Annotated in this window: 35 protein-coding genes; 32 read left to right on the plus strand and 3 right to left on the minus strand. The window is 36.7% G+C overall.

The genetic code is table 11. From position 1 onward, the window contains the following. The first annotated feature begins 82 nt into the window (after positions 1-82). From AC1UFB_RS20340 to AC1UFB_RS20375, 8 genes are all read left to right on the plus strand, one after another. Entirely contained in the window at positions 83-496 is a 414-nt protein-coding gene (locus AC1UFB_RS20340; protein ID WP_482589967.1) for a hypothetical protein, read from the plus strand. Between the two features lie 42 nt (positions 497-538). Then, entirely contained in the window at positions 539-706 is a 168-nt protein-coding gene (locus AC1UFB_RS20345; protein WP_482589969.1) for a hypothetical protein, read from the plus strand. A gap of 29 nt (positions 707-735) precedes the next feature. Beyond that, complete coding sequence (locus AC1UFB_RS20350; RefSeq protein ID WP_482589971.1) at positions 736-945, plus strand: hypothetical protein; 210 nt, start codon at positions 736-738, stop codon at positions 943-945. A 54-nt stretch (positions 946-999) separates the two neighbouring features. Next, positions 1,000-1,218: a hypothetical protein gene (locus AC1UFB_RS20355; RefSeq protein ID WP_482589972.1), complete on the plus strand. Its 219-nt coding sequence runs from the start codon at positions 1,000-1,002 to the stop codon at positions 1,216-1,218. A gap of 253 nt (positions 1,219-1,471) precedes the next feature. Next, positions 1,472-1,921 (plus strand): ArpU family phage packaging/lysis transcriptional regulator, encoded by a 450-nt coding sequence (locus AC1UFB_RS20360; RefSeq protein ID WP_239429055.1) that lies wholly within the window; start codon positions 1,472-1,474, stop codon positions 1,919-1,921. Between the two features lies 1 nt (position 1,922). Then, on the plus strand, positions 1,923-2,150 hold the full coding sequence (locus tag AC1UFB_RS20365; protein WP_239429033.1) for a hypothetical protein: 228 nt from the start codon (positions 1,923-1,925) through the stop codon (positions 2,148-2,150). Between the two features lie 239 nt (positions 2,151-2,389). After that, entirely contained in the window at positions 2,390-2,542 is a 153-nt protein-coding gene (locus AC1UFB_RS20370; RefSeq protein WP_482589973.1) for a hypothetical protein, read from the plus strand. Between the two features lie 61 nt (positions 2,543-2,603). After that, the gene (locus AC1UFB_RS20375; protein WP_482589974.1) at positions 2,604-2,915 is read left to right on the plus strand and encodes a hypothetical protein; all 312 of its coding nucleotides are present in this window, start codon (positions 2,604-2,606) and stop codon (positions 2,913-2,915) included. Here AC1UFB_RS20375 and AC1UFB_RS20380 read toward each other — a convergent pair. Then, positions 2,912-3,049: a zinc ribbon-containing protein gene (locus AC1UFB_RS20380; protein WP_078990247.1), complete on the minus strand. Its 138-nt coding sequence runs from the start codon at positions 3,047-3,049 to the stop codon at positions 2,912-2,914. The genes AC1UFB_RS20375 and AC1UFB_RS20380 overlap by 4 nt on opposite strands. Positions 3,050-3,144: 95 nt before the next feature. On the opposite strand from AC1UFB_RS20380, the gene AC1UFB_RS20385 reads away from it, so the two are divergent. From AC1UFB_RS20385 to AC1UFB_RS20405, 5 genes are all read left to right on the plus strand, one after another. Beyond that, a complete protein-coding gene (locus AC1UFB_RS20385; RefSeq protein ID WP_482589975.1) occupies positions 3,145-3,765 on the plus strand; it encodes a hypothetical protein in 621 nt (206 codons plus the stop codon). Between the two features lie 94 nt (positions 3,766-3,859). Further along, on the plus strand, positions 3,860-4,144 hold the full coding sequence (locus AC1UFB_RS20390; protein WP_482589976.1) for a hypothetical protein: 285 nt from the start codon (positions 3,860-3,862) through the stop codon (positions 4,142-4,144). After that, positions 4,141-4,512, plus strand: coding sequence for an HNH endonuclease (locus AC1UFB_RS20395; protein WP_482589977.1), 372 nt, complete (start codon positions 4,141-4,143; stop codon positions 4,510-4,512). Before AC1UFB_RS20390 ends, AC1UFB_RS20395 begins: the two co-directional genes overlap by 4 nt. 103 nt (positions 4,513-4,615) lie before the next feature. Continuing rightward, the gene (locus tag AC1UFB_RS20400; RefSeq protein ID WP_482589978.1) at positions 4,616-5,056 is read left to right on the plus strand and encodes a P27 family phage terminase small subunit; all 441 of its coding nucleotides are present in this window, start codon (positions 4,616-4,618) and stop codon (positions 5,054-5,056) included. Continuing rightward, the gene (locus tag AC1UFB_RS20405) at positions 5,053-6,774 is read left to right on the plus strand and encodes a terminase large subunit (RefSeq protein WP_482589979.1); all 1,722 of its coding nucleotides are present in this window, start codon (positions 5,053-5,055) and stop codon (positions 6,772-6,774) included. Before AC1UFB_RS20400 ends, AC1UFB_RS20405 begins: the two co-directional genes overlap by 4 nt. Positions 6,775-6,820: 46 nt before the next feature. On the opposite strand, the gene AC1UFB_RS20410 is transcribed toward AC1UFB_RS20405, so the two are convergent. Then, positions 6,821-7,204 carry a hypothetical protein gene (locus AC1UFB_RS20410; RefSeq protein ID WP_482589980.1) on the minus strand — a complete coding sequence of 128 codons (384 nt, stop codon included), beginning with the start codon at positions 7,202-7,204 and terminating at the stop codon, positions 6,821-6,823. Positions 7,205-7,275: 71 nt separating this feature from the next. Here AC1UFB_RS20410 and AC1UFB_RS20415 point away from each other — a divergent pair, with 71 nt between their 5' ends. From AC1UFB_RS20415 to AC1UFB_RS20505, 19 genes are all read left to right on the plus strand, one after another. Then, on the plus strand, positions 7,276-8,481 hold the full coding sequence (locus tag AC1UFB_RS20415) for a phage portal protein (protein ID WP_482589981.1): 1,206 nt from the start codon (positions 7,276-7,278) through the stop codon (positions 8,479-8,481). Next, a complete protein-coding gene (locus AC1UFB_RS20420; RefSeq protein WP_482589982.1) occupies positions 8,450-9,025 on the plus strand; it encodes an HK97 family phage prohead protease in 576 nt (191 codons plus the stop codon). Before AC1UFB_RS20415 ends, AC1UFB_RS20420 begins: the two co-directional genes overlap by 32 nt. Then, the gene (locus AC1UFB_RS20425; RefSeq protein ID WP_482589984.1) at positions 9,026-10,399 is read left to right on the plus strand and encodes a phage major capsid protein; all 1,374 of its coding nucleotides are present in this window, start codon (positions 9,026-9,028) and stop codon (positions 10,397-10,399) included. A gap of 2 nt (positions 10,400-10,401) precedes the next feature. Continuing rightward, the gene (locus AC1UFB_RS20430; protein WP_482589986.1) at positions 10,402-10,662 is read left to right on the plus strand and encodes a head-tail connector protein; all 261 of its coding nucleotides are present in this window, start codon (positions 10,402-10,404) and stop codon (positions 10,660-10,662) included. Further along, positions 10,643-10,975 carry a phage head closure protein gene (locus AC1UFB_RS20435; protein ID WP_482589988.1) on the plus strand — a complete coding sequence of 111 codons (333 nt, stop codon included), beginning with the start codon at positions 10,643-10,645 and terminating at the stop codon, positions 10,973-10,975. The genes AC1UFB_RS20430 and AC1UFB_RS20435 overlap by 20 nt, the downstream gene beginning before the upstream one ends. Before the next feature lie 14 nt (positions 10,976-10,989). After that, complete coding sequence (locus AC1UFB_RS20440; RefSeq protein WP_482589990.1) at positions 10,990-11,346, plus strand: HK97 gp10 family phage protein; 357 nt, start codon at positions 10,990-10,992, stop codon at positions 11,344-11,346. After that, complete coding sequence (locus AC1UFB_RS20445) at positions 11,343-11,672, plus strand: hypothetical protein (RefSeq protein ID WP_482589992.1); 330 nt, start codon at positions 11,343-11,345, stop codon at positions 11,670-11,672. The genes AC1UFB_RS20440 and AC1UFB_RS20445 overlap by 4 nt, the downstream gene beginning before the upstream one ends. A gap of 1 nt (position 11,673) precedes the next feature. Further along, entirely contained in the window at positions 11,674-12,246 is a 573-nt protein-coding gene (locus AC1UFB_RS20450; RefSeq protein WP_482589994.1) for a major tail protein, read from the plus strand. A 16-nt stretch (positions 12,247-12,262) separates the two neighbouring features. Continuing rightward, positions 12,263-12,610 carry a hypothetical protein gene (locus AC1UFB_RS20455; RefSeq protein ID WP_482589996.1) on the plus strand — a complete coding sequence of 116 codons (348 nt, stop codon included), beginning with the start codon at positions 12,263-12,265 and terminating at the stop codon, positions 12,608-12,610. Positions 12,611-12,833: 223 nt separating this feature from the next. Then, positions 12,834-15,626 carry a phage tail protein gene (locus tag AC1UFB_RS20460; RefSeq protein WP_482589997.1) on the plus strand — a complete coding sequence of 931 codons (2,793 nt, stop codon included), beginning with the start codon at positions 12,834-12,836 and terminating at the stop codon, positions 15,624-15,626. Next, positions 15,623-16,429, plus strand: a complete 807-nt coding sequence (locus tag AC1UFB_RS20465; protein ID WP_482589999.1) for a phage tail domain-containing protein — start codon at positions 15,623-15,625, stop codon at positions 16,427-16,429. Before AC1UFB_RS20460 ends, AC1UFB_RS20465 begins: the two co-directional genes overlap by 4 nt. A 14-nt stretch (positions 16,430-16,443) precedes the next feature. Further along, positions 16,444-18,312: an SGNH/GDSL hydrolase family protein gene (locus AC1UFB_RS20470; RefSeq protein WP_482590001.1), complete on the plus strand. Its 1,869-nt coding sequence runs from the start codon at positions 16,444-16,446 to the stop codon at positions 18,310-18,312. Between the two features lie 92 nt (positions 18,313-18,404). Further along, positions 18,405-19,226 (plus strand): SGNH/GDSL hydrolase family protein, encoded by an 822-nt coding sequence (locus tag AC1UFB_RS20475; RefSeq protein ID WP_482590003.1) that lies wholly within the window; start codon positions 18,405-18,407, stop codon positions 19,224-19,226. 222 nt (positions 19,227-19,448) lie between these two features. Beyond that, positions 19,449-21,473: a phage tail spike protein gene (locus AC1UFB_RS20480; RefSeq protein ID WP_482590005.1), complete on the plus strand. Its 2,025-nt coding sequence runs from the start codon at positions 19,449-19,451 to the stop codon at positions 21,471-21,473. Next, entirely contained in the window at positions 21,473-21,649 is a 177-nt protein-coding gene (locus AC1UFB_RS20485; protein ID WP_482590007.1) for a hypothetical protein, read from the plus strand. The genes AC1UFB_RS20480 and AC1UFB_RS20485 overlap by 1 nt, the downstream gene beginning before the upstream one ends. A 34-nt stretch (positions 21,650-21,683) precedes the next feature. Further along, positions 21,684-21,905, plus strand: a complete 222-nt coding sequence (locus tag AC1UFB_RS20490) for a BhlA/UviB family holin-like peptide (RefSeq protein WP_025906981.1) — start codon at positions 21,684-21,686, stop codon at positions 21,903-21,905. 55 nt (positions 21,906-21,960) lie between these two features. Beyond that, positions 21,961-22,989 carry a peptidoglycan-binding protein gene (locus AC1UFB_RS20495; RefSeq protein WP_482590009.1) on the plus strand — a complete coding sequence of 343 codons (1,029 nt, stop codon included), beginning with the start codon at positions 21,961-21,963 and terminating at the stop codon, positions 22,987-22,989. Between the two features lie 297 nt (positions 22,990-23,286). Beyond that, positions 23,287-24,300 carry a hypothetical protein gene (locus AC1UFB_RS20500; RefSeq protein WP_482590010.1) on the plus strand — a complete coding sequence of 338 codons (1,014 nt, stop codon included), beginning with the start codon at positions 23,287-23,289 and terminating at the stop codon, positions 24,298-24,300. A gap of 55 nt (positions 24,301-24,355) precedes the next feature. Next, positions 24,356-24,562: a hypothetical protein gene (locus AC1UFB_RS20505; protein WP_482590011.1), complete on the plus strand. Its 207-nt coding sequence runs from the start codon at positions 24,356-24,358 to the stop codon at positions 24,560-24,562. Positions 24,563-24,618: 56 nt separating this feature from the next. Here the strand turns inward: AC1UFB_RS20505 and AC1UFB_RS20510 are convergent, their stop codons facing one another. After that, positions 24,619-25,434, minus strand: coding sequence for a helix-turn-helix domain-containing protein (locus tag AC1UFB_RS20510; RefSeq protein WP_482590012.1), 816 nt, complete (start codon positions 25,432-25,434; stop codon positions 24,619-24,621). Positions 25,435-25,598: the final 164 nt, after the last annotated feature.

Raw genomic sequence — 25,598 nt, forward strand, 5'->3', positions numbered from 1 at the left:
GTTTACGAGGTAATTCGTGATCAATTACCTCTATTTGTATTGGTTTTGGATAGGGATCTGAGTAGTTACTTTATTTAAGAAAATGCAAAAGGATGACAAGAAAGAAGTATTGATGTTTCACGTATTAAGTGATGAATTACCTCATGCGGACGAACTACTAAAAATGCCAGGATCAATTGCTATTTTGAATGTGGAAGAAAGTGAAGCAGGTGATGTAGGTGCCGAGTTTGTATCTATCCAACGCGATAATAAGAAAACAGTTCTTAAATTTAATATCAAACGTGATACAGAAGGTAAAGTAAGTAAGCTATACAGTTTTGCAGGCTCAAATGTATCTCTTGGTTTACAGCCTTCACAGATGACAATCGATGAATTTTACGAAGATGACCATGAAGGTATTGAGTATAGTGTAGATGATGACGGTACGGTTTCGGTGCCAGAAGGTCAACTATCAATTAATGATGAGTCGGAAACAAAATTGAAAGTAGTTAAATAAATTTGGAGGGAGCTTCGGCTCCTTTTATATAAGGTGGAAATTATGAATCTCTTAAAACATCACCTGTTAGAGAAAAGAGAGTTTATGAAACAAATTGAGCTCCTGCAATCTGAAAACCATCAATTAAAGAAGCAGTATGTTGAAACGGCTAGAAAACTTAAACGGTTTAAAAGTAAGTGCAAAGAGCTTGAGCGTAAGTTAGGGAATTGACGGATATAGCGAAACAAAGGAGGTAGAGAATGGATAATTTTGAAAGATGGCAAAGGATGCTTAATTCAGTAGGTACTACTCCAAAGATATGGAAAGTATTCGAAGAAATGAAACAAGAAATTATCAAATTAGAAGAAAAACTAAATAAACAAACTCAAGACAACCACTGTGTTATGTGTGGTGATTCCGCTAAAAAATTTATAAGTGATGGCTATTACTGTGACGACTGTTGTGAATAAGTAGTGCGCAATTCGGGAATAAAGCGTAATTGACGGAAAATGGTGGTGAATATAATGAATTATCCGTTTCGGAGAAGTGGCATAAAACAAAAAATCAAAGGAACAAATTTAGATCAAGAATTAATTATACCGATAGATAGTCCACCCTTTTGGCACACCATTCATGAACCGACTGATACTGAAATCAGCTTTATGCATGCGGTTCTAAAGATTGGAATTGATTGGGCAAGTCCAGAGGGTGATAAGACCGTAAAAACTATTGTGAAGGAGTAAGATTCCGAAATGTCAATAGACTTAACTGATGATCTTAACTTGTAAGAAGCACTTACAAGTTGAACTATTCGGAGATACCGAACACTACGAGAACATAGCGCAGGAGGAATGATTGCCCATAGCCTAATAGGTTCACCCAACACCTCTATTCTTACGGTGCACCTTTAAATAAAAAAAGCCAGGAATACTCTTCCCAGCATTAAATAAAACAACCTAAATAAATTATATCATGGGGGGAGTCCGCTTGAAACAAATGTCTTTTGTGCTTCCTGAGATAGATAGAAAAGCGACACAAGTAAAAATGGAATCACACTTTGAACAATATCGACTGTTTAAATACTTAGCGTTTGATGAAAGAGAAGCTTCAATAACGGCTAGTACAGAAGAAAGATTTCATGGTCCAACAAACGTGACAAGCGACCAAACTTCTAATATCGCAATTTATAATGCAGACATGGCGAAATATAGAAAGAACTTCATCTTTCGTACTGAGAGAGCTGTGGAGGGACTGCCAGATTATGAAAAGTTTCTAATAAAAGAAAGGTACATGTCCATTGATTCGGATTATTTAACTGATCAGAATGTGTACAACCATAAATTTAAACCACCAATTTCAGAAAAGAAATACGCAAAGCTTAGATGGAAAGCATTCTATAAGCTGGCAATTAGTTTAAATATTGCTGTATTAAGTGGGGAGGAATAACATGGATAAATCATTTAGATTATATAAAGTAATAGAAACTAAGGATATGTCAGCAGAAGAATTACAAAAGATTTTAAACGAAGCTACAGATGGATTTCCAGAAATGCAGATTGATTATGTTGTTGGTTCGAAAATCATTCTAGGATATGAGTCGTTGCTCAACGAAAAAGGAAGAATGGAATCTAAGCTTAGAATGCCGATTTCAAATTCAATGAAAATGGGTTTTTAAAACATCGGGGAAAATAATCCAAAAAGATTCCTAAAACTTTCCTAGAAAAACTCGAAAAGAAGTCGTGGTATTAGGTTTTATCCATGATAAATTTGTATTATCAAGAAAATATTCACAGAGGGCGTTCCTGTTTTGCAGGAGCGTCTTTTTTACATCTGAATGTATTTTATTAAAAGTAAATAAAAACGTCATATGAACGAATCTGACGTTTCAAAATCAAATGTAAGAAGGTGATTGAAATGAAAATTCGAGATCATCTTAAAACAGAACAATTTAGGCAGCTAGAAAAGATGAAGCAGCGTAAAGAGAAAGTGGACTGGAAAGAAATCATGGGAATGAATAGGCAGACTTTAAAAAGAGGTCGTGGTGGGGCTATGAAGAGAAAAGTGTAGTTATTATGGCAATACTATTGAATAAACATGTAAAAATTACTTTTAGAGAGAGGGATTTTTTATGGAATTTGTACAAGGACAGTTAGCTGCATACTGTGCAATGGTTAAAAATGGAAAACCTGCTGCGTTACTCTCGATAAAATCATGTCATGTAGAGAGCGCGTTGGCGTTAATAAAAACTTATGATTTACATTCATACGTTGAAAACCTTTCAGATGAAAGAAAATCATTATGGGTTTATAAATTCCCACATGTATTAGAAGTTATCAAAAGTACGAAGCAGGCGCCGGTTACGAATGTAGACCATTGGATGCTCGGTAAACTATTTGGTTATGACGAGCAGTCTATAAATGACTTTTTAGAAAAAGCCTAGATTGTTCTATATTCTGTTTTTTCACATCGTGGACAAGGTGGTAATCGATCAGAATTATCGTCTAAACGAACTAGTTGTCCACATGATTTGCATTGATATAAACCTTTTCCAGGTTTTTCTCCAGTTGATGGCATTCTTATCACCTCCTTTTTTACAATATTCGTCACAAAATAAGGTTTTCCTTCCTTATTTTGTTACAATCACATAGAACGGAGGTGAAATTAGTATAATGAGTAATAAAGAAATAATTACGTTAATTGGTTTTGTTGTTACAATAATTATTGGTTTGTTAAACTTAAGGGCAACTAAGAGTAATAGGTTTATATCAAGCATTAATGCAGAAAGACTAAAATGGATAAATAGTGTAAGAGAAGTTTTCAGTCAGTTTAATAAGAATTGTTATATATACGCAAATGTTTGTATTCAAGTACGTTATGCATATTACAATGGAGAAGATATAACAGCAGAAGAGGAAGAGAATGCAAATCGTGTTTTTCAAGACGTTTTGTATTATTTAGATCTCATAAAATTATATACAAATCCTATTGAAATACTTTCAGCTAAACTTCATTTAGCAATAGATTATATGGTGAATGAAGTTTTAGAAAAAGACTGTGATACTTTTGAATATAAAGAAATTAAGCAAGAAATTCATTATTATCAACAAGTCATATTAAAGTCTGAATGGAAAAGAATGAAACAAGAAGCTAAAGCAGGAAGAGAAATCTCTAAGGAAGAAATGGATGAGATATTTATATCTACTGCTTCGGAAATTGACGAAGACAATTACTTTAAGTTTTTAAAAGAAGAATTCGAAAAACAAAGAGAAAAAGAATTAAATATAAGTTAACCTCAATGTTTGAAAGTCTTATAAGTTTAACTTAAATTCATCTTACAAGATGGGCTTAAGTTGAACTTATTTTTAGATAAAGGAGAGATAATGCATGATTGTCCAAACAAGAAAAACAGTAGCTGGCACTGAATACTGGAATACTACAAACCAAAAGGTAGTGTTCGTTCCACAGGGTAAGCAGCCAACTTTTGATGTAACAGCTAATCCAGATTCCATGCTATCTTCAACTGAAAAAACAGTAGCCGAACCTATTGTTACATTCGAGGATATGACGGTCAAAGAGCTAAAGGCATATGCAACCGAGCATCAAATTGAACTGCCATCTGACGTAACAAAGAAGGGTGACATCATTCAAATGTTGTCTGATGTTGAGTGAAATATTGTGATTTCAATGGTTGCACCAATAAGATAAGCAAAGGTCGTTATTGTGAAGAACACAAGCGTTCCAAACCAAAACCTAAAAAGGCTAAGTCCATTTACAAACATGAGAACAAACCATTCTACAATTCAAAGGAATGGAAGTATGTAAGGTCACAAGTCTACGAACGAGAGAAAGGTTACTGTGAACGATGTAAGAAGTTTACCTTTGGCCGTAATGCTCATGTACATCACATCATTCCAATTAAACAAGACATGACACTTAAATTAGAATTAAATAATTTAATGTTACTCTGCCACATCTGCCACACAATTGTGGAAAACGAGGACAAACCAAAAGCAGTTTTTCCAAGTTATTTTAAATAGCCCCCCTGTCTAAATTAAATTTTTAGGCTCTGGGAAAGACGGGTCACAATGGGGGAAAACTTATCGTTAGACAAAATTTTGTAAAAATAAAGGGGGGTGTAAAATGTCTACGAAAAAAGAGCGTCAAAAATTAGTGTTAGAAAAAACAGAAGCTGAGAAAGAGCGAATCTTAAAGATTATGCGTGACGCGGATATTTACACCCTCACTTTAGATCCATTGATTGAATCGTACCTGGATATCTTTGAGATTTATCAAACAATGTACATCGAATGGAGAGAAAAAGGATTTCCGGCTACTCAGCGTCACACGAATAAAGCTGGAGCCACTAATAACTCGAAACATCCACTGGCTCAACAAGTCGAAACATGGTCTGAAAAAAAGACGAAAGCTTTAGATTTGCTTGGACTTACAAATAAATCAAAGCCAGGCAAGTTTGTAACAGGGGGTTCATCTGTCCGCAAGGATGAAGAAATAAAAAAGCCCGAGAAGAAGCCAGTGGATGAGCTAGCAGCACATCGAAGTAAATGGCGGAGCAGCAAATGATTGAACGCGGTGTCAATTATGCGGATATTTTCGCTAAAAAGGTAAGAAAGAATCCAAAAAAGTATCCAGATACTATTAAGTTGATGATAGACCGATGGTACAAGTGGAAAAAGCGTAAAGATATTTGGTTCGATGTAGATCGTGCGAATGAAATGATGGATTGGGTTGAAACATTTGTCCGTCATACAAAAGGAGATTTAGCCGGACAGCCGTTCATCCTTGAAGAATGGGAGAAGTTCTTATATTCATGGATATATGGTTGGGTGCACAAGAATGAAAAAGGCAAAGTGGTGCGTGTTACGCGTGAAGCTTATGTCCAAGTGCCAAAGAAAAACGGAAAAACATTAATCGCAGTCGGCGCTTTAGGCTATTCCATGTTTGGAGAGGGAGTCTTGAGCGCGGATTGTTATTGTTGTGCCAGCGATTTTAACCAAGCTCAGTATGCAGCAAAGCCGTTTGCAGCTACAATCATGAACCATGACGCTCTAATGAATGCATCGCACATCTACAAAGGCCCAAAAGGTACTGTTTCAAGCGTTACGTATGATTATATTCATAATGATCTAGCGTATCAGAACCAATTCATTGTTATGAGTAAGAATATTGATTCTATCGAAGGTTCTAACCCTCACTTTGTTTTAAATGACGAACTGCATAAGCAAGAAAATATGGACCAATACGATAACTTTAAATCAGCTCAAATCGCTCGTGATGAGCCAATTATGTTTAATATTAGTACAGCTGGTAAAGGTTCATCATCTGTGGGAATGCGCGTCTATCGTGAAGCAAAAGAAGTCTTGAAGAATGATGATAATGATGCAAGCTTTGTCATGATCTATGAACCAAACAAGAACTATGATTGGACAGACCGTAAAGTGTGGGCGATGGTGAATCCAAACATTGGTGTGTCTGTGACAATGAGTGCTTTAGAGACAGAGTTTATCACGGCCGCACGTTCAGCGCATAAAAAAGCTGAGTTCTTGTCAAAGCATTTAAATGTATTCGTAAACGGTGCTGATAACTTCTTTGAACACGACCAGGTGGTGCATGTCCTTGTTGATGAGTTAGGAGACTTGGTTGGTGAAACCTGCTATTTAGGATTAGATTTATCAAAGACAACAGATTTAACTTGTGTAAGCTTGAACTTTCCTACGTTTGATGAGAACGGCCGAGCGCTTTTGAAAGTCAAACAAATGTATTTTATTCCAAATGCAGACATTGAGTTTCGTGAGAAAGAAGACAATGTACCTTATACAGAATTGGTTGAGCAAGGTTACGTCCAGTTTTGTGATGGAAAGATGATAGATCAAGACCAAATCATGGATTATATTGTGGAGTGCATGGATACTTACGATGTTCGACAACTTAATTATGATCCGGCTATGTCTCAGAAACTTATTGAGAAGTGTGAAAACCTTGGATTGGAATGCTTGGTAGTAAATCAGTATCCAAACGTTATGAATGCAATGGTAGATGACGCTGAGCGATTGATCTATGAAAAGCGTTTGATTACAGACAATCCATTATTTATCTATTGCGCATTGAATTTAGTAGTGGTAACTAACATAAATGGCATGAAAGCTCCAAGTAAGCGACAGTCCAAAAAGAAAATTGATGGATATGTCGCTTTTTTAGTTGCTCATAAAGAAACAATGATGCTGATGGATGATGTTGATGAAGATAGCATGGATGATTTGATTAGTGAAATTTATCGATAAAAAAACGAGGTTTCTGATAATATAACCTCGTTTTTAAGTTGATAAATTATTCAGGAACTTTAACTATTTTTAAATCAATTAAGTTAGCTAATTCATTGTATGCTTCGGTAAGTTCATTATAATAGCCAAACGTCCATTGCATACTATGGTTAGTACTTCTACTTTGAACAAACTCTCTATCAAATTGAGCGGCTTTCTTAAAAAAAATATCAAATTCGCTGTGATTCAGCTCATCTTCGTGCAGCAAATAATACGCTTGTGCAGTTAACAAAGCATTATTAGCTAAAGAATGATTATGATATAAAGCAATCTCGTTAACTTCTTTTCCGTCTAATTCATTAGATAGCATATTGTATACCTTTTGGTACTTAGAGAAAGCTTTTTGAATAAAGATTTTGACGTTTTCTTTATGCTTTAAGAAATTTTCCAAATTTTACACCACCTTCCACAGTGTATTCTAGCAGAAAATTTAAGAGATTATAAGATAAAGGAGGTGAGAAATTGGGACTAAGAGACAAACTTTCAAATGTTCTATTGCGTCAAATTGAAAAACGTGGCTGGTTTGAGGATATTTTTTCTAACACCATTCGATACGGTGGCAAGTATGTTAATGATGACACTATTCTCGAATCAAGTGATGTCTACGAACTGCTGCAGGATATCAGCAATCAAATGATGCTAGCTGATATTGTTGTGGAAGACCGGGATGGTAATGAGGTTAAACATCATTCATCACTAAAAGTATTAAAGTATCCTAACAATTATTTAACAAGTGCTGAATTTATCAAGTTGATGACCAATACTTATTTGCTACATGGAGAAGTGTTCCCTGTATTAGATAATAAACAAATTCATCTAGCGTCAAACGTCTATACAGAGCTAGATGACAACTTGATTGAGCATTTTAAAATCAATGGTGAAGAAATACCAGGCTTTATGGTTCGTCACATAAAAAATATTGGTACCAACCATTTGCAAGGTAAAGGGATTTTAGCACTTGGAAAAGATACGCTTGAGGGCGTAATGAGCGCTGAGAAAGTATTAACGGACAAGTATAAAAAGGGTGGATTGCTCGCTTTCCTTCTACAACTTGATGCTCATATCAACCCGCAAAATGGTGCACAGTCCAAATTAATTAATGCTATTTTAGATCAACTAGAAGCAATTGACGAGTCTAGGTCTGTCAAAATGATTCCGTTGGGCAAAGGGTACACGATAAATACGCTTAAAAGCCCCATAGAGGACGATAAGACCTTAGCATACCTAAATGTATACAAGAAGGATTTAGGCAAGTTTTTGGGCATAAACGTGGATACATATACGGCTCTTACGAAGTCTGATTTAGAAAAAGCCATGATGTACCTCCACAACAAAGCAGTTAAACCTATCATGAGAAATTTCGAAGACCATTTGAGTCTTCTTTTTTTTGGCAAAGATTCTGAGTTACGCATCAAATTTAAGATTAATATTCTTGATTTTGTTACGTACAGCACGAAAACAAACATTGGTTACAACATTGTTCGTACCGGTATTACATCACCAGATAATGTTGCTGATATGTTAGGTTTTCCTAAGCAAAATACGCCTGAAACACAAGCAATCTATATTTCTAATGATTTATCAAAAATTGGTGAGAAGAAAGCCACTGATGATTCTTTGAAGGGAGGTGATGGAAATGGCGAAGAAAAAGGAAACGAGAACATTTGACATCACCGGTCTTCAAACTCGTAATGCCACAGAAGCTGAATCCAGCGTTATTAGTGGTTATGCAGCAGTATTCAATTCACCTACTAATATAGGTGATTTTTTTACAGAGACAATCGCGCCTGGTGCTTTTAGTCGAGCGATTGCAGAGAATGGTGATATTCGAGCTCTATTTAATCATGATTGGAATAATGTCTTAGGTCGTACAAAGAGTGGTACGTTGCGTTTGGAAGAAGATGAACGCGGCTTAAAGTTTGAAGTTGAGTTACCAAATACATCTGTTGCTCGTGATCTAGCTGAAAGCATGAGGCGCGGCGATATTAATCAATGCTCGTTCGGGTTCTTTGCGACTGAAGAAACATGGGACTACTCGATGGAACCAGCTACAAGGACCATACATGAAGTGGAACTATATGAGGTGTCTGTTGTAAGCGTACCGGCTTATGACGACACAGAAGCTTCGGTTAGAAGTAAAGAGCTTGGGCAAGAAGTAGAAAAACGCAGAAAAATGATTAACCAAATCAATCAATTATTGGGGGAAAAGTAAATGAATAGACAATTATTATTATCTTTGCAAAAGCGCAACAAAGCTAGATTAACAGAGTTACGCACGAGAATTGAGAATGATGAAGTGCGTGCAGAGGATTTAACATCTGTTCAGCAAGAAATCGAAGAGTTGGCTACAGAAGCACAAGCTATTGCTGACGAGTTAGCAAATCTTGATGAAGGAAATGAAGGAGAAGAAGATACTACTTCTACAGAAGGCGCAGATGAAAGTACAGCTGAAGGAGAAGAAGGGCGTGATGGTAATCCCGAAGGAACAGATGAAAGTGGTGACCAAGGTGACGAACGTGCAAATCGTATCACTGGTGAGCAACGCTCTGCTGCTATCACAGCTATTAAAACAGCTTTATCAACTCGAAATGCAACTTCTACAAAGAAACGTGAAAGAGAGGTTCGCTCTGCTTTCGCTAACTTTGTTGTTGGTAACATTTCAGAAGCTGAAGCACGTTCTCTTGGTGTTGAAGCTGGTAACGGATCTGTTACTATTCCAGAAGTCATTGCATCTGAAATTATCACTTATGCTCAAGAAGAAAACTTATTACGTAAATACGGATCTCGTCATAAAACAAAAGGTGATGTGAAATATCCTGTGCTAGTTAAGAAAGCTGATGCAAACGTAACTAAAACAGAACGTGGAGCAGGCAATGAGATTCCTGAAACGGGCATTGAATTCGATGAAATCTTATTAGAGCCAGCAGAGTTTGACGCATTAGCTACAGTGACAAAAAAATTAATCAAGATGTCTGGTGTAAATGTAGAAGATATTGTTGTGGAAGAGCTGAAGAAAGCTTATGTACGTAAAGAAACAAACTATATGTTTAATGGTGATGATGCAGGAAACGAAAATCCTGGTGCATTGGCTAAAAAGGCAGTTCCTTACTACGAAACAGAAGCAATTGACACGGCAGCTGCAGGTTACTCTCAAAAGCTTTATTCTCAACTAGTTAAGCTTAAAGGTCAGCCGGTAACCGAAGTGTTAAAAAAATCAATGTGGATTGTAAACCGTGCTGCATTAACAATTTTAGAGGACATGACGGATACAACTGGCCGCCCTTTATTACACCAAGCAGTAGATGGTGTTGGTTATAAATTACTTGGCCATAAGTTAGATTTCACAGACGCTGCTGATGGCGCAGATCCAACTGCACCGGTATTCTATTTTGGAGATTTCAAAGCATTTCACATTCAAGATGTTATTGGTGCAATGGAGATGCAGAAACTTGTTGAGAAATACGCTAGCACAAATAAAATCGGCTTCCAAATCTATAACCTATTAGATGGACAGCTTGTTTATGGACCGTTTGAGCCTGCTGTTTATCGTTATGAAGTAGGAGCAACAGCACCAGTAGGCGGTTAATGATGAATACAGAGTTAGTGAGCCAATTAAAAGAGCATATACGTTGGGATGAGAGTATGGATGATTCCATGCTCTCTTTTTACATTGAACAAGCTAAAAGATACGTTCAAAGCGCAACAGGTCAGCAGACTCCTTATTTGGTAGTCATGTGTGCAGGTATCTTTTATGAATATCGTGTAGCTGAAAAAGAGCTTAAAGAAGCCCTGGATGCAATGACGCCGTTCTTCTTACAGGAGGTATACGATGCCACGGAGACTGAGTAACAACTTAAACAGCAGAATTACGTTTTTGAAAACAATAACTATTGAGGATGAACTGGGTCAAGAAATTGATCAAGAAGATGTGGAGTATGCAGCATGCTGGGCCGACATTAAAACCATGTTGGGAAAAGAATACTTTGCCGCGGCCGCAGCTCAAGCAGAACGCACCTACCGTTTTATTATTCGTTACCGTTCAGATATTACTTCTGACATGAAAATTAAATTTAAGGGTCGCATTTTTGATATTACACACCCTCCAATTAATGATGGTGAAAACAATGTCACGCTTACTGTCATCGCCAAAGAGCGTATTTGAGCGAGGTGTAACCAGTGGTTCACATTAATGATTTGTCTCGAGAAATTGCAAAGCAGCTAGCTATGTACACCAGAGATGTCAAGGAAGGTATGGAAGAAGCAAAAGCACAATCGTCCAAGAACCTTGTGAAAGAATTAAGACAGACTAGTCCAAAACAAACCGGTGATTATAGAAAAGGCTGGCGTACTAAAAAAGTAGGTAATGCAATGGTAGTCTACAACAAAACGGACTATCAGCTTACACACCTGCTTGAAAAAGGTCATGTTAAAAGAGGCGGGGGTAGGGTAGGCGCAAAAGTCCATATTCGTCCTGCTGAAGAAAAAGCGATTGCTGAATTTTTAAAAGAAGTCCAGAAGGTGATTCAAACATGAATTTAGCTGAACTGAAAAAGTTGCTCGATCAAGTAGGTTATCCCGTTGCATATTCACATTTTATCGCTACTTCCACAAAGCCAGTTCCTGAACCGCCGTATATTACATTTTTAGAAACCTATTCAACGAATTTTAAAGCTGATAACCAAGTTTATAAAAAAGTGTATTCAGTAGATATCGAATTGTATACTGGTCACAAGGATTTACAGGCAGAAAGTAAGATAGAAGCTATTTTGGATGCTAATAGGTTAGCTTATGAGACGGATGAAACATTTATTGAATCTGAAAATCTATTCCAAAAAATATACGAAGTGAGGTTGATTTAATATGTCAGAAAACAAAGTAACATTCGGATTGATGAACGTGCACTACGCTCCATATGAAATTGTGGATGGAGCTCCTGTATTCGAAACACCAATCCCCATTCCTGGCGGTGTAGAACTTTCAGGCGAGCCTAGAGGTGACTTGATTGAGTTTTACGCTGACAATATGCTTTATTATTCAGCTTCTAACAATCAAGGATACGAAAATACACTCATTATCGCGAATATCCCTGAACAATTTGCACAAGATGCGTTAGGTGAAGAGCTAGATGAAAAAGACTTTGTATTAAACGAAATTGCTGATAAGTCGGGCAAGCCATTTGCGTTGTTGTTTCAATTTGAGGGGGACGTAAAAGCTGTTCGTCATGTAATGTATAACTGCATTGCCAATCGTCCTACTATTAGTTCATCCACAAAAACAGATGCGGTTGAACCAAACCAAAATGAATTGACGCTAATTTCAAGCCCAATCAAAATTGGTGGCAAGATGCAGGTTAAAACTAAAACAACAGCTAAAACTCCAGCAGCTGTTTATGATGCGTGGTTTGATAAAGTGTACGAAAAAACTGTAGTGTAATGGATGGTGAACCGGCATGGAACAAATGTTAACAATTGATGGTAAGCAGGTCTCTTTTAAATCAAATGCATCCACACCTTTACGATTCAAGGCTCAATTCGGAAAGGATTTCTTTTCAGAAATTATTAAGTTAAATCAATTAAATAAATTCGATGTAAGTGGTGACGATCCTGACTATTCAATGCTAGAGAAGGTTGACTTTGATGTGTTTTATAACGTGATTTGGGCATTAGCAAAAACAGCTAATCCTAAAATCCCTGAACCTATTGCGTGGTTAGATGATTTTGAAGAATTTCCGATGTTTGATATTATTCCGCAACTGCAGCAACTGATTGTCTTCAGCATTGAAGGTAAAAAAAAATAGAAAAATCCGAAGGAACGAGTCAGGAGGAAATTATAACCACTGATTCGTTCCTTTTGTTATGCAAAAAAAGTGGTCTATCTACTGAAGATATGGACCATATGACGATTGGAATGTGCTTGGATTACATCGATGAATACATCGAAATGGAGAATCCAAAGAAAAAGAAGAAGTCACGTAAAGCCACACAAGCTGACTTTGATGCTTTTTAATGTGAGGTGAGAGCATGGCGAAAGGTCGCATTAAAGGAATTACCGTTGAAATCGGTGGGGATACAGTTGGCTTAGAAAAAGCTCTGTCCCAAGTTAATAAAAAAAGCGCAGATTTACAAAAAGAATTAAGAGATGTAGAACGGCTTTTAAAATTTAACCCTGGCAACACTGAAGCATTAGCGCAAAAGCAAAAATTACTTGCTGATCAAGTCGCGAATACATCGGATAAGCTGAAACAGCTTAAACAAGCCGAAGAGCAAGTCCAGCAACAATTCAAAAACGGTAAGATATCTGAGGAACAATATCGCTCTTTTAGACGTGAAATTGAGTTTACCGAAAGCTCATTGAATAGCGCTAAGCAAAAGATGGCGGATATGAAAGCAGAGCAAGAAAAAGTTGCAAACTCTACAAAGATGTTAAACACACTCTTTGACGCTACTGGAACAAGTGTGGATAGGTTTGCTAATACGCTAGGTGGTCGCTTAGTCACAGCTATTCGGAACGGCGAAGCTAGTTCTAAACAGCTTGAAAAAGCTATCGAATTAATTGGAAAAGAAGCACTTGGATCCAGTGCTGATATAGATAAAATGAAACAGGCCCTGTCATCAGTAGATGGCGGGGCCTCTTTAAAATTCGTAAAAAAAGAACTATCAAATGTAGCCAAAGAAGCTAAGACAGCTAAAAAAGAAGTATCTGAGTTTAACGTTGAATTAGAAAATATGCTAGGTGCTGCAGTTGCCGGTGGAGGTATTGCAGGAGCTGTAAGCCAAGCATTGGATACAACATCTTTAGATGCAAAGATTGATATTACCTTTGAAGTGCCAGAATCCAGCATGGCATCCGTAAAGGCTGCTGTTCGAGGTGTGGAAGCTTATGGAGTTGATGCAGAATCAGCGCTTGAAGGTGTTCGAAGGCAGTGGGCTTTAAATAAAGATGCTAGTGATGAATCAAATGCTGCAATTGTAAAAGGTGCAGGTGTTATTGCAGCTAGTTATGCTGGTATTGATTTCACTGAATTGATTCAAGAAACGAACGAAATTAGCAAAGCATTAAAGATTAGTAATGAAGATGCCTTAGCTTTAACTAATTCCTTATTAAAAGCTGGATTCCCGCCAGAACAGTTGGACATTATTGCCGAGTATGGAACACAACTACAAATGGCTGGCTATAACGCAGAAGAAATACAGGCTATTATGTCTGCTGGTGTCGATACTGGCACTTGGAACATTGATAACCTGTTAGATGGCTTGAAAGAAGGGCGTATTAAAGTAGCGGAGTTCGGTCAAGAAGTACCAAAAGCTTTGAAAGATTTATTAAAAGGTACTGATATATCAGCCAAACAGATGCAAGAGTGGGGAAAAGCTGTCGCAAAGGGTGGAGAAGGCGGTTCGAAAGCCATGCAAGAGATTGCTAAGGCTTTAAATGGTGTGGAGGACGAAACTAAAAAGAATGCTCTTGGTGTTCAAATTTTCGGGACCATGTATGAAGATCAAGGGCAAAATATTATTGATACTTTGCTCAATGCTCAAACCGCAACAGTAGACTTAAAAGCAAATCAAGATGAGTTAAATGAATCTACTGGAAAGTTGGACGCAACGCCAGCTGTACAAATGCAACAGGCTCTTGCTGATTTAAAAACCGCGTTAGAGCCACTTTTAGGTGTTATCGCTTCAGTAATATCTGCCATTGCCACATGGGCATCCAATAACCCCACATTAGCAGCTACTATTACAGCAATTGTAGCTGCAGTTGGTATCTTTTTAGGCATATTGTTAGCTCTAGCACCTGTATTTGCACTAATAACTGGCTTAGCCACTACTTTAGGAATAAGCATCGGAGCTATTATGGCACCAATTTTAATTGCTGTAGCTGCCATTGCAGCCTTAATTGCAATAGGAGTAGCTCTATATAAAAACTGGGACACAATTGTAACCAAAGCAGGGGAACTGAAAGAAAAAGTTGTTAATAAATTTCAAGAATTAAAGACAAGCGCTTCTGAAAAAATAGAATCCATGAAGCAGGCTGTTTCCGATAAATTTGAAGAAGCGAAGCAGAAAGCATCAGAAATTGTAGAAAGCTTGAAAAATGCGGTACGAGATAAGTTTGAATCTATGCGCAACGCGATTTCTGACAAACTGAATTCTGCTAAAAGTACTATAACTCAAATTTGGGGAAATATAAAATCCTTCTTCACATCCACTCTAGCTAATTTACTATCTACTACAACTGGAAAGTTTCAAGATATCGTTGGTGCTGTTCGTCAAAAGATGACAGATGTGTATAACAAGGTCAAAGATTTATGGAATAAGGCTGAATCCTTTTTAAAAGGTGTAGATCTTAAATCCATCGGTTCAGACATGATTAAAGGTTTGATTAATGGTGTTGGATCTATGGCAAAATCACTTGTCAGTAAAGTAGAAGGTGTTGTTGGTGATGCGGTAAGTGCAGCGAAAAACTTACTGGGTATTCATTCTCCTTCACGTGTCTTTATGGAAATAGGTGAATTTACAGGTGAAGGTTATGAAATTGGACTAGATTCTATGGTGACTAGTATTAAAAAAGCATCGGAAAAGATGGCTGCAGCTGCGGTGCCAGCTATCCCTAAATTTAAAGTCCCTAAAGTTCAAACAGAAGATAATACAAGTCGTAGCGTTAGTGCCAATAATCAACCAGCTAGCAATCAAATTAACTTTGCTGGACTGTTTAATGGGGCTAATTTTCACGTGCGAAATAATGATGATATTGAACAAATTGCAAGGAAATTAGCTGAGCATATCGCTAGGAAAGGCAGGGGAGCTTTCGGATGATCAAAATAGACGGTGTAGATTTAGAAAGCATTGGATTGATACTACTGCCGGACCATCAAAACCCCGGAGCTCCTGACACTAGAGATTACATTGAAACAATCCCTGGTATGAACGGTGCCTATGATTACGGTGCAGATTTTGAACCTAGATACTTTGAATTTTCTTTTCAAGTAAAGCCTCAGGCTTCTAAATTAGCTGTAACACAAATTATTAGAAAAGCTAAACGGCTTTTTTTAGATGACTGGGGCAAGCCGAAAACTGTAAAGTTAGAAATTTATTATGAACCAGATATTTATTATAAAGCGCGTTATTCTGGCTCATGGCCGATAGAGCGATTAATTCGAACTGGTACATTTAATTTACCTATGACTGCATTTGACCCAGCACAATACAGTAAAACGTCAAATGACAAAGTAACATGGGGTAGCAAAGAAATTACGTTCGCTAATATGATGTACACATTTGGACATACAGGTGGCGGAAAGGCTAAAAGCATTACATTACCTCAAAACTATCCTGTTTATGTGAGCGGATTAGCAATAAAACCTATTATTACAATCACTGGAACAGGTACTAACGTGACTCTATCAACAAACAGCAAAGCATGTTCACTTGGAACATTTACAAATACAAATTGGATCATTGACTTAGAGGAATACACAGTCATCAGGAATGGAGTGAATGGTTTGAGCGATTTTAATGGCGATTTCTTAGAGTTCATGCCTGGACAAAACCAAATTTCGATTGGTGGTAGTAACTTAAACTTTACTATTCAAGTGAAATTTGAAGATAAATTTATGTAAAAGAGGTGAGACAAATGCCAGTTGAAAAGATTAGTCATGAAGAGTCTTTGTTTGAGGGAACGGAGAAGTTGAATGCTTCGATAGAGCAGTCTAATGATGCGATTAAAGAAGCTACAACAGCTAAAAGTACTGCTAATCAAGCTGTTTCAACATCACAGGAAGCCGTCACGAAAGCCGAAAGTGTACAAGCTCAATTTAATGCAGTGGTTGTGGAAGGAGACTCTTCACCTGCAGCTGATCAAGCGAGGTTGGATGCCGAAAATGTTTTGCACCCCACTTTAAAGGCGAGAGCAGATAGTGATTATAACAAAGTTACTGCGCAATTGGCTGATATTGCATCAGAAAACGAAACATATAGCGCTAAACAAGTCAAAGCAATGGCAGCGCTAATGAACAAACTAGCAAACAATCAAAGTATTCGAGGTGTATGCCAAGGTGATAGTTTAACTAATGGGCAAGACACAGAGAGTGCAGATAGACGACCGTATACTGCAGATACAACCTATGTTGAAGGAGCTTCGACAGATACGCCTGTTGGTGCTTACACATACCCAGAAGTTTTAAGGTCGGCTTTAAATGAGATGGGGAAACCCACGACAATCTTAAAACGTGGTCGCAACGGTGATACAGCGCAATCCTCGTATAATCGTTGGACAACAAATCCTAATGCTGATTTCCATATTATTCAGTTAGGTACTAATGATACGTGGCTAGAAAACGATATTCTAATTAACATTGAACATTATTATAAATTAGTCAAGCGTATCTTAGATTGGGGAAGTGCTGTTATTATCTTTACACCACCAAAAAAGAGAGGGTATTCACATTGGCAAGGGACTTATGGAGCGTTGTTGAAAGAACTTGGAAAGCGTTTTTGTATCCCTGTTATCGACACAACTATGTTTTTTGATGGATATGCTACAAGTGAAATTATACAATCTGATGGTGTCCATTTTAATGGGAAAGGGTATTACGTTTTAGGAGCAAAAGCTGCTTCTGTATTAACTGGGACGCGAACAGTCACCGATCCACTTTCTTTAAAATCTGGTAGACATTTAATTATTGATCCTAATTATAACCATTGGTCAAGAAAAGGAGATATCTCTTTCATTAATGACACTCAAAGCCCAATTGGTTCTGGTGACAATAAAGGACAAGGGATTGCGGTTAGACTAGGCGGTCAAGGTCAAATAAGCTTTGGATTTTACGCAGAAGAGGATGATTTATTATTGATTCCTCAGTTTAGAGTGACAAGTGATGCTAGATGTTCAATTGAGTTAAATTACCGAGCAGAAGCACCTTATCCTGTAACCTCTTTAGTACAAGGTGATAGTAGTCAATCAACTCAAGAAAAACCACCAAATGCAATTTATTATCAAAAGGGCGAAAATCACATATTGGATTATCCGTACACATCAATGAGTAATTTTATTTATGATGCTGTACGAGTTACATCACGAGGTTATAATTCTGTTCAAATCAAAAATAGTGAGGCTAACGGATATGTTTACTTCTATGGTTTTATTGTGGTAAGCATGCTTGATTTCTTAACAGATCGTTTGATTAAATCTCGAGGTGACAATGTTAGGGTAGGTGATTCAAGTAAAACTTCCCTGGATTTAGTTGCAAAAGACTATATTTTTATCAGTGCTCTACTTGCTCCGAACGCGAACGCGCCTAGGGATATTGGAGCGCATTGGTCGAAATGGAGAAAAGGATTCTTTAATGGTTTTGTTTCAACAGGAGCTTTTACTACAACTAATCGCCCAACATATGATGATTATCAACCGGGTTCTATGATATTTGACACGACATTGAACAAGCCGATATGGCGTAATGCTGACAATAATGGCTGGGTAGATGCAAATGGTAACAATGTATAGTGATAAAATACATCTTAAATTGCAAAAAACCTTTATAAAAAAATAAAAAGTAGTATATTAGTAGTAATTACTACTTTTGGAGGTTTTTAGTTTTGCGAGGAAATAAAATTACTATCACACTACTTTTATTAACTGTTTTCACTTTTGTTTTTATAGGGCTTAGCTATATGCTTTTTAAAACAGAAGTGAAGAATACTATTGCAGAAGATAAAGTGGTGGCAGATAAATTTAACGAAAAGCAAGAAGCATTAGAACAAAAGAAGATTAAAGAAGCAGAAGAAGAAAAGAAACGAATTTATAATAAACATAAAGGTGAACCGTTAATATATTCACCTATGGGTGACAGCCTAGCATTAGGGCTTCACGCGACAACGAAAGAGAAAAAGTACACAGCTGTTTTACCGCAACTAATTGAAGAAAATTTAGGGTATAGTGTAACAGTCGCAGATGGTGCAACTGAAGGAGGAACAGGGTTAAAAGATTTCGGAATTCCCAATTTACCGAAAGTTATTGCTCAAAAACCAGACCTTGTAACTATTGAATTCGGGACGAATGATTCTGATGAAAATTTTAAGAAGGTTTACTCCACAGCTGAAGAGTTTGAAGAAAGACTATTACACGTAATTAATACTTTAAAATCGCAAGAAAAACCACCTAAGATAATATTAGTTACAACTTGGGGTCTGTTCGAAAGATCTTTTAAATATGACGCTGTAATTGAAAAGGTTGGGAAACAGACAGGTGTTCCAGTTGCTAATATCCAATCTATTTGGTATGGAAGAAATGATACGTTTGGGCCTAAAGGGTATAAAGATTTGTTTGGTAATGAGAGTGATGGGTGGCATCCTAACGATCAAGGGCATAAAGAAATCGCCAATCAAATTTTTGAGCAAGCGTATGAAATATTAAAGTAATAACTTGTAAAGAGGACTAATTATAGTCCTCTTTTTGTTTTAAAAAGGAGGAATAAATATGGATGATTACGGTAAAGTAGCGTTATCGAAGATGAAGAAAACAGAAGAAGATATACAAGGTGTTACTGCACAATTGGAGACAATTGCGCAATAAAGAAAAATAAAACGTAACAAAGGAAAGAGGGCTGAATTAGTCCTCTTTTTTTGTATAAGGGGGTACCAATGAATCATATCCAAGTATACAACCGCAGCATGCAACGTGTTGCGGTTCTTAACCGTGCTTATAAAATTAGTTATACTAAAGAAATCAACAATGTATGGCTATGTTCTTTCAAGCTTTCTTTAAACGACCCCAAAAACAAAGAAGTCATAGCCAAACATTTTATTGAACTATACGATCACGAAAAGCGAATCGGAATGTTTGTAGTAAATCCCCAGAAAACAGTAAAAAACGAATCAGACAATAGCATAACGTATAATTGCGAGCACGTCTTGAGTACCTTACACTCAGACGTGCTTTTTGGTTATTATCAATATTCGAATTTGACGACAAGAGATGTGCTACAAGCACTGATCAATCAGCAAGAGGTGAAGCATTGGAAGTTGGGGCAAGTTGATTTCACACGATATTTTCATTATGGATGGGAAAATGAGGACTCGCTGCTCAATGCAATCGTTAGTGTGCCTAAATCATTTAATGATTCTTATATGTGGACGTGGGATGATACATCATATCCATTTACGTTGAATCTTGTCCGTCCAACTGACGAAAAAGTGGATATTGTTCGTTTCGGAAAAAATCTTAAAGGAATTGAAAAAGATATAGATCCAACTGGTATCGTCACCAGGATTTATCCACTAGGGTACGGTGAAGGTGTTAATCAGCTTACAATTACATCAGTTAACAAGGGCATTCCATATCTACAGGCTGAACCAGCCATTATTGCTGAATATGGCATCCACAAGCAGATATGGGCTGATAAGCGCTTTGAAGATGCTCAGAGTTTAAAAGAGTCTGCTCAAGCATTATTAGATAAAAATAAGCATCCACAAGTTACTGTAGCACTGGATTGCATTGATTATGAATTAATAGATCCATATAAAGTTACAAAGTACGATATAGGAAAGATTTTAGAAATATATGACGAAGATACGGATACAAATATGGACTTGCGCATTATGAAAATTACGAAGTCAGATGTGTATGGTTCGCCTAGTGATATTCAATTTGAAATAGGGAATGTACGTGCAGATATAGGAACCACTATAACGGATTTACAAAAGAAGCAGTTAGTGAATGACACGTATTCACAAGGTGCTACAAATATTGATAGCCGAGACTTCCAAGACAACTGTGATAGTGAACACCCTGCTATTATTCGCTTCCCTATACCTGATGATGTAGTTAACATCAACCAGATGCTGCTAACCTTTGAAACACAGAAGTTTAGAGCTTACGAGCGAGCTATTAAAGGTGGTGGAGCTATCGTTTCATCTACATCAGCAGGCGGGGCAGTAGTTAAATCAACTAGCAGCGGGGGAGCCGTGGTTAATTCAACAAGTTCTGGTGGTGGCTCTACTCAAACAAGCTCAAGTGGCGGTGGCAGCACTCAAACTTCAAGTAGTGGTGGCGGTGTTAGTAAGTCAACATTAAGTGGTGGTGGAAGTACGCAATCTAGTACATTTTCCAATCCAACATTTTTCATTCACAGTTCAGACCCATTTAGGATGGGGGACTTGCCACCGTATGAAGACCATGTGCATGTAGTTCAAGTTAATGATCAGCTAAATCACTCACATAATGTTAACATTCCAGCGCATACGCACAATTTTGAAGTGCCTAGTCATACACACTCAGTTAATACTCCAGCACATACACATGATGTTAGTATTCCAGCGCATACACATCAAATCAATATTCCAAATCATGTTCATGACATTGATATTCCGGCGCACACTCACGATATTACGTTGCCTGATCACACTCACGATATTGAGTTTGGGATTTTTGAATTAAATCAGATACCTTCAAGAATAACAATTGAAGTAGATGGAAATGTGGTTTCTTTCAATGAAACAAGTGGTGAAAACATTGACTTAGTGCCTTATTTAGCGAAAGATGATGGAGGTCGTATCCAGCGAGGCCGTTATGCAGAGATAAAATTAACACCGGATAGCTTGGCTCGCATTAATGCAACAGTAACAAGTCGTTTATTTATTCAGTCACGTATTGGAGGTAATTATTAATGCTAATTCAAGTGTTAACTCATAGTGGACAAGAACATGAAATAACCGTGGAGGGCTATGATCCAGTAGAAGTAAATCAGCAGATTAACGATACATCAGTATATACAGTTCTAATTGGAGACAAAATTTTTTCAAGAATAGATATAAAATATGTGGGACCAAAGGAAGCTGAATAAGCTTCTTTTTATTTTATAAAAGGGTGGGGTAATTATGTTTGAAGAGCAAGTTTGGAATACACTTCTTCAAAATGGGCCATTTGCAGCATTATTTATTTGGTTATTATTTAAGGTTACAAAGGAATCAAAAGAGCGTGAAGATCGTTTAATGAGTCATGTGGAGCGTACCACAGATACGTTGCAACGTATTGAACAAAGTGTGACAGGTATGCAAGATGAAATTAAGGATATTCGTGAACAAATAGAAGGTCAATGAGTCACTGTCTCTGCAGTGGCTTTTTATATACCTAAAAACAAGGAGGAGAAAGAGAATGACTTATAAATTTCAACAGTTACCACAATTGGTTGATAAGCGAGGGAAACTACCAAGCAAAGGTTCTTACAATAAACGTGCGAAAGGGGTTAAATCCATTACAACTCGTGTATGGCATCATTCACTAACAAAACTATCAGCTGGAGGTTCCAATATTGATTCCTTTGCTGAGTATCATGTCTTAACAAATGGTTGGCCCGAAATTGCCTATCATTTTGTGATTGACCCAAATAAAATTATGAACGGCAAAGCGGCTATTTATTATTGTGTGGATATTAGTAAGCGTAGCTATCACGTGGGTAACAGCAACACAATTGGACTTGGTATCTGTGTCATTGGAGATTATCGTACAGAGAAGTTAAGCGCAGCTACCCTCGCATCCATGAATGATATCCGAAAAGCCTTAATTGCAGACAAGATTGGTAAGTATGATAAAGGTCACAGTGAAATGCCAGGGTACAGCTGGAAAGCATGTTGTGTGTATGACTTCCATCCAGTGTTTGCTAATACGCTTAATCAAGTAACCCCAAGTGTTTCGGTTACTCCTGCAGTTCCACCCGATTTGTATACGATTCAAGAGGGCGATACATTTTGGTCAATCGCTGAAAAAGATGGGCCAGCAGGAATTACGGTCAATGATTTAATTGTGGCAAATCCAGGCGTAGATCCAACCAAATTGAAGGTTGGTCAAACGATTAAACTTGGTAAATCACAGTACGCATACACAAGAGAGTCAGAAACGCCTAAACAGCCACAATCAGCTTATCGATACCCATTACCTTCAGGATTACTTAAAAAGGGCGCACGTGGCGAATCTGTGCGTCAATTACAAGTTGCTTTAGCTGCAGTTCATTTTTATCCGAATAAAAATGTTAAGAATCATGGGGTAGATGGCATCTTTGGCAATAATACAGAAAATGCACTAAGACGCTTTCAATCGGTTTATTTACCTGGACAAATAGATGGGGTTTATGGGCCGAAGACGAAAAGTAAATTGCAAGCTTCTTTAAAATCTAAAGGATATTAAGCGTATAAAAATATTAAGAATTCATATGACTCATTGAATACTAACTTAAGTAGAGAAACTTTAATTGATGTAAAGTTATTTATATAGTGAATTAATTTCCTTTAGCAATGTACAATTATTTTATGTTTTTGCATTTTCCTTTATTAATTCTATTTTTTGCTTGTCTTTAAATATAGATAAATAATAAGTCTAATAAGATGTTTTTAATTTTTTTACCTAAAAAAGTAAAAAAAACACACTTTAGAAGTCATGAATGATATTATTTAGTTATATTTTAGTAGAAGAGAGGATTAGAAAGTGCAATTAATTCCTATAATACCTAAAACAAAAAACTATTGGTTAGTAAGAACACAAGGAGGAAAATATTATGAAGAATATAGAAAAAATGGTTTTATTGCGATTAATTGGGATGAAATTTCTGTTAATGATATAAAAAATTTATCTAGAGAAGATTTAGAGAATAAAATTAAAGAATATTACCCTAAAAAAAAGAAGCCTGGCCGAGCTGCTGGGCAGCTTAAAACATTTACAAATTTAATAAAAAAAGGGGACACCGTTGTTATTACAAGTTATTCTTCAAATCAATTCTCTGTTGGAGAAGTCCTAGAAGATGATTGTTATACTGAGGAAGTCTCCCCAAAACAATTAGAAGTAAACAACAAATTATGTTCTTTTCAGAAACGAAAAAAAGTAAAATGGATAAAAGAAGTTCATAAATGGGATGTTGAATTTTCGATGTTTAAGCTGTTACAACATGCTCAGAATACTATTAGTGATGCTAATGATTACGCAGATGTAATAGAGAGTATGATACATGATTTTTATATTCGAGGTGCCAAAGCTGAGTTAACATTAAGAGTGAAAAAAGAAGGCAACATTCCGTGGAATTCATTTTTTTCAATGGGGAATGAAATCTCAGAACTAGCCAGTGATTTTAACACTTTTACTAATAAGTACTCTATTAACATGGACGAAATTGATACAAAAGTTAACATAAACTCTCCCGGTAAAATTAAACTTTCTGGGCCAGCAAAAGCTATTACTGCGTTAGGCTTAATTGTTGTTCTCACAGCGGGAGGAGGAATCAGTGTTCCACTTCCAGAAGTACTAGGTGGTGGAATTGATGTGCAATTTAATGGATTGTTACAGGAGGTTACTAACTATTTAGATCATCGTGAAGCTCGCGAGAAGCAAGATTTACTTCTTAAGGAGCACATGGATGACCTTGAAGTAGAAACTCCAGCAGAATTAGCTGAATTACTAGAAGCTGTCAAGCCACCAGTAAATCCGGAAAGTCCAGCGAAGGAATAAATTATGTTTCAAAAACAATGGGATGAGCTATAATAGTTTGTAGGAGGTGTTCAATTTGGATACAATATTAAATTTTATATCGGTAGTTGGCACCTTTCTCTTTACATTTGGCTTATTATACCTAATTCAGAGATATACTTTAGGTTTTATTCCTTTCCTTCAAAAAGAAATAAAACAAACAATTACCGTTGGCGATGTATTGTTTAGTATAATTTCTTTAGCAGTTATAATTGGATTTGTAGATTTTTATCGTCCTTATTGACATGATTTTGAAAATTATTCTAACTTAAGCTTTTATCTTAATTGATAAAAGCTTTTTTATTCAAAGTAAGTACTAAAATAAAGCTTGTCCATCACATTATTTACAATGCCGTTAAAATAACCGAATAGATTATCAATCTTAGCTTCTTGTTTAACCTTCATCACAAGTTCTTTCACAGCTTTTAATCCAACAGTTAACTCTTGTTGTGGAGTGAATGCACGTTCTTGTGTCATGTGATTAATAACACGGTTGCATTGCTTCACAACCTTCCACATTTCTGAGATTGTGGAGGACTCATTGTAAAAACAGCTTACTAGATCAGTGAACTGTTCTGGTACCCAATGAGGCACAAAGTTTGCTTTAGAAAAAGAATTAGCAGCTTTAGAAGTTAAAGCGCACGCTGTATTACGTTTATTATTAATATTTTGTTTTAAAGAAGGATTAGTTGTTTTAATGGCCGGACACTTCTTGGACTTTTCAATAGGTGTCTTGTCGGACATTTCTTCAATTGGCTCAATCACGATGGCATTTGATGTTTGTAACATGTCTTTACTGCGTTTCATTGGAACTTGTTTAATCACCTTTAAATCCTCAAGTTTCTTCATTAAACGCTGCACAGTTTTATAAGCTACTTCTAGTTTAGCTGCAATGGTATTCTTATTCATGTAGCTCACACCTAACTGTTTACAGCTGTGGCGCTTTAATAGCTCCAGTAATGCTATAAGTCTTGAGCGTACGTCTGCACGCTTAATAGACGTACACAGCATATCTTTATACGTTCTAACTGTTTCGTTCATTTCTTCAAGGTCTTTAAATGTAGAAAGGTTGTTAAATGATTCTTCACTTGCAATAACTTCAATTCGTTTCTTCATAGGGTCCTGTCTCCTTTTTAGAAACAAAAAGCAACGATTCACCAGTGATAGCAAACCGTTGCTAATGAACCCTGTAATGTATTAAACTACATTTAAGAGTACAGCAAGTGTTTGCCTATCCTCAGTAGGCGGACGGTATAAAAAGTGCGCCAACACTTTTTATA

The sequence above is a fragment of the Priestia sp. KCTC 13724 genome (genome assembly GCF_056820425.1).

Bases quoted from the DNA above. Each gene is read 5' to 3' on its own strand.
- AC1UFB_RS20455 (WP_482589996.1), top strand. From the start codon at position 12,263: ATGGAACAAATGTTAACAATTGATGGTAAGCAGGTCTCTTTTAAATCA.
- AC1UFB_RS20370 (WP_482589973.1), top strand. From the start codon at position 2,390: ATGAAAATTCGAGATCATCTTAAAACAGAACAATTTAGGCAGCTAGAA.
- AC1UFB_RS20405 (WP_482589979.1), top strand. From the start codon at position 5,053: ATGATTGAACGCGGTGTCAATTATGCGGATATTTTCGCTAAAAAGGTA.
- AC1UFB_RS20490 (WP_025906981.1), top strand. From the start codon at position 21,684: ATGTTTGAAGAGCAAGTTTGGAATACACTTCTTCAAAATGGGCCATTT.
- AC1UFB_RS20445 (WP_482589992.1), top strand. From the start codon at position 11,343: ATGAATTTAGCTGAACTGAAAAAGTTGCTCGATCAAGTAGGTTATCCC.
- AC1UFB_RS20345 (WP_482589969.1), top strand. From the start codon at position 539: ATGAATCTCTTAAAACATCACCTGTTAGAGAAAAGAGAGTTTATGAAA.
- AC1UFB_RS20435 (WP_482589988.1), top strand. From the start codon at position 10,643: ATGCCACGGAGACTGAGTAACAACTTAAACAGCAGAATTACGTTTTTG.
- AC1UFB_RS20340 (WP_482589967.1), top strand. From the start codon at position 83: ATGCAAAAGGATGACAAGAAAGAAGTATTGATGTTTCACGTATTAAGT.
- AC1UFB_RS20425 (WP_482589984.1), top strand. From the start codon at position 9,026: ATGAATAGACAATTATTATTATCTTTGCAAAAGCGCAACAAAGCTAGA.
- AC1UFB_RS20450 (WP_482589994.1), top strand. From the start codon at position 11,674: ATGTCAGAAAACAAAGTAACATTCGGATTGATGAACGTGCACTACGCT.
- AC1UFB_RS20350 (WP_482589971.1), top strand. From the start codon at position 736: ATGGATAATTTTGAAAGATGGCAAAGGATGCTTAATTCAGTAGGTACT.
- AC1UFB_RS20375 (WP_482589974.1), top strand. From the start codon at position 2,604: ATGGAATTTGTACAAGGACAGTTAGCTGCATACTGTGCAATGGTTAAA.
- AC1UFB_RS20470 (WP_482590001.1), top strand. From the start codon at position 16,444: ATGCCAGTTGAAAAGATTAGTCATGAAGAGTCTTTGTTTGAGGGAACG.
- AC1UFB_RS20365 (WP_239429033.1), top strand. From the start codon at position 1,923: ATGGATAAATCATTTAGATTATATAAAGTAATAGAAACTAAGGATATG.
- AC1UFB_RS20510 (WP_482590012.1), bottom strand. From the start codon at position 25,434: ATGAAGAAACGAATTGAAGTTATTGCAAGTGAAGAATCATTTAACAAC.
- AC1UFB_RS20465 (WP_482589999.1), top strand. From the start codon at position 15,623: ATGATCAAAATAGACGGTGTAGATTTAGAAAGCATTGGATTGATACTA.
- AC1UFB_RS20380 (WP_078990247.1), bottom strand. From the start codon at position 3,049: ATGCCATCAACTGGAGAAAAACCTGGAAAAGGTTTATATCAATGCAAA.
- AC1UFB_RS20355 (WP_482589972.1), top strand. From the start codon at position 1,000: ATGAATTATCCGTTTCGGAGAAGTGGCATAAAACAAAAAATCAAAGGA.
- AC1UFB_RS20385 (WP_482589975.1), top strand. From the start codon at position 3,145: ATGAGTAATAAAGAAATAATTACGTTAATTGGTTTTGTTGTTACAATA.
- AC1UFB_RS20390 (WP_482589976.1), top strand. From the start codon at position 3,860: ATGATTGTCCAAACAAGAAAAACAGTAGCTGGCACTGAATACTGGAAT.
- AC1UFB_RS20360 (WP_239429055.1), top strand. From the start codon at position 1,472: ATGTCTTTTGTGCTTCCTGAGATAGATAGAAAAGCGACACAAGTAAAA.
- AC1UFB_RS20400 (WP_482589978.1), top strand. From the start codon at position 4,616: ATGTCTACGAAAAAAGAGCGTCAAAAATTAGTGTTAGAAAAAACAGAA.
- AC1UFB_RS20485 (WP_482590007.1), top strand. From the start codon at position 21,473: ATGCTAATTCAAGTGTTAACTCATAGTGGACAAGAACATGAAATAACC.
- AC1UFB_RS20495 (WP_482590009.1), top strand. From the start codon at position 21,961: ATGACTTATAAATTTCAACAGTTACCACAATTGGTTGATAAGCGAGGG.
- AC1UFB_RS20430 (WP_482589986.1), top strand. From the start codon at position 10,402: ATGAATACAGAGTTAGTGAGCCAATTAAAAGAGCATATACGTTGGGAT.
- AC1UFB_RS20460 (WP_482589997.1), top strand. From the start codon at position 12,834: ATGGCGAAAGGTCGCATTAAAGGAATTACCGTTGAAATCGGTGGGGAT.
- AC1UFB_RS20480 (WP_482590005.1), top strand. From the start codon at position 19,449: ATGAATCATATCCAAGTATACAACCGCAGCATGCAACGTGTTGCGGTT.
- AC1UFB_RS20420 (WP_482589982.1), top strand. From the start codon at position 8,450: ATGGCGAAGAAAAAGGAAACGAGAACATTTGACATCACCGGTCTTCAA.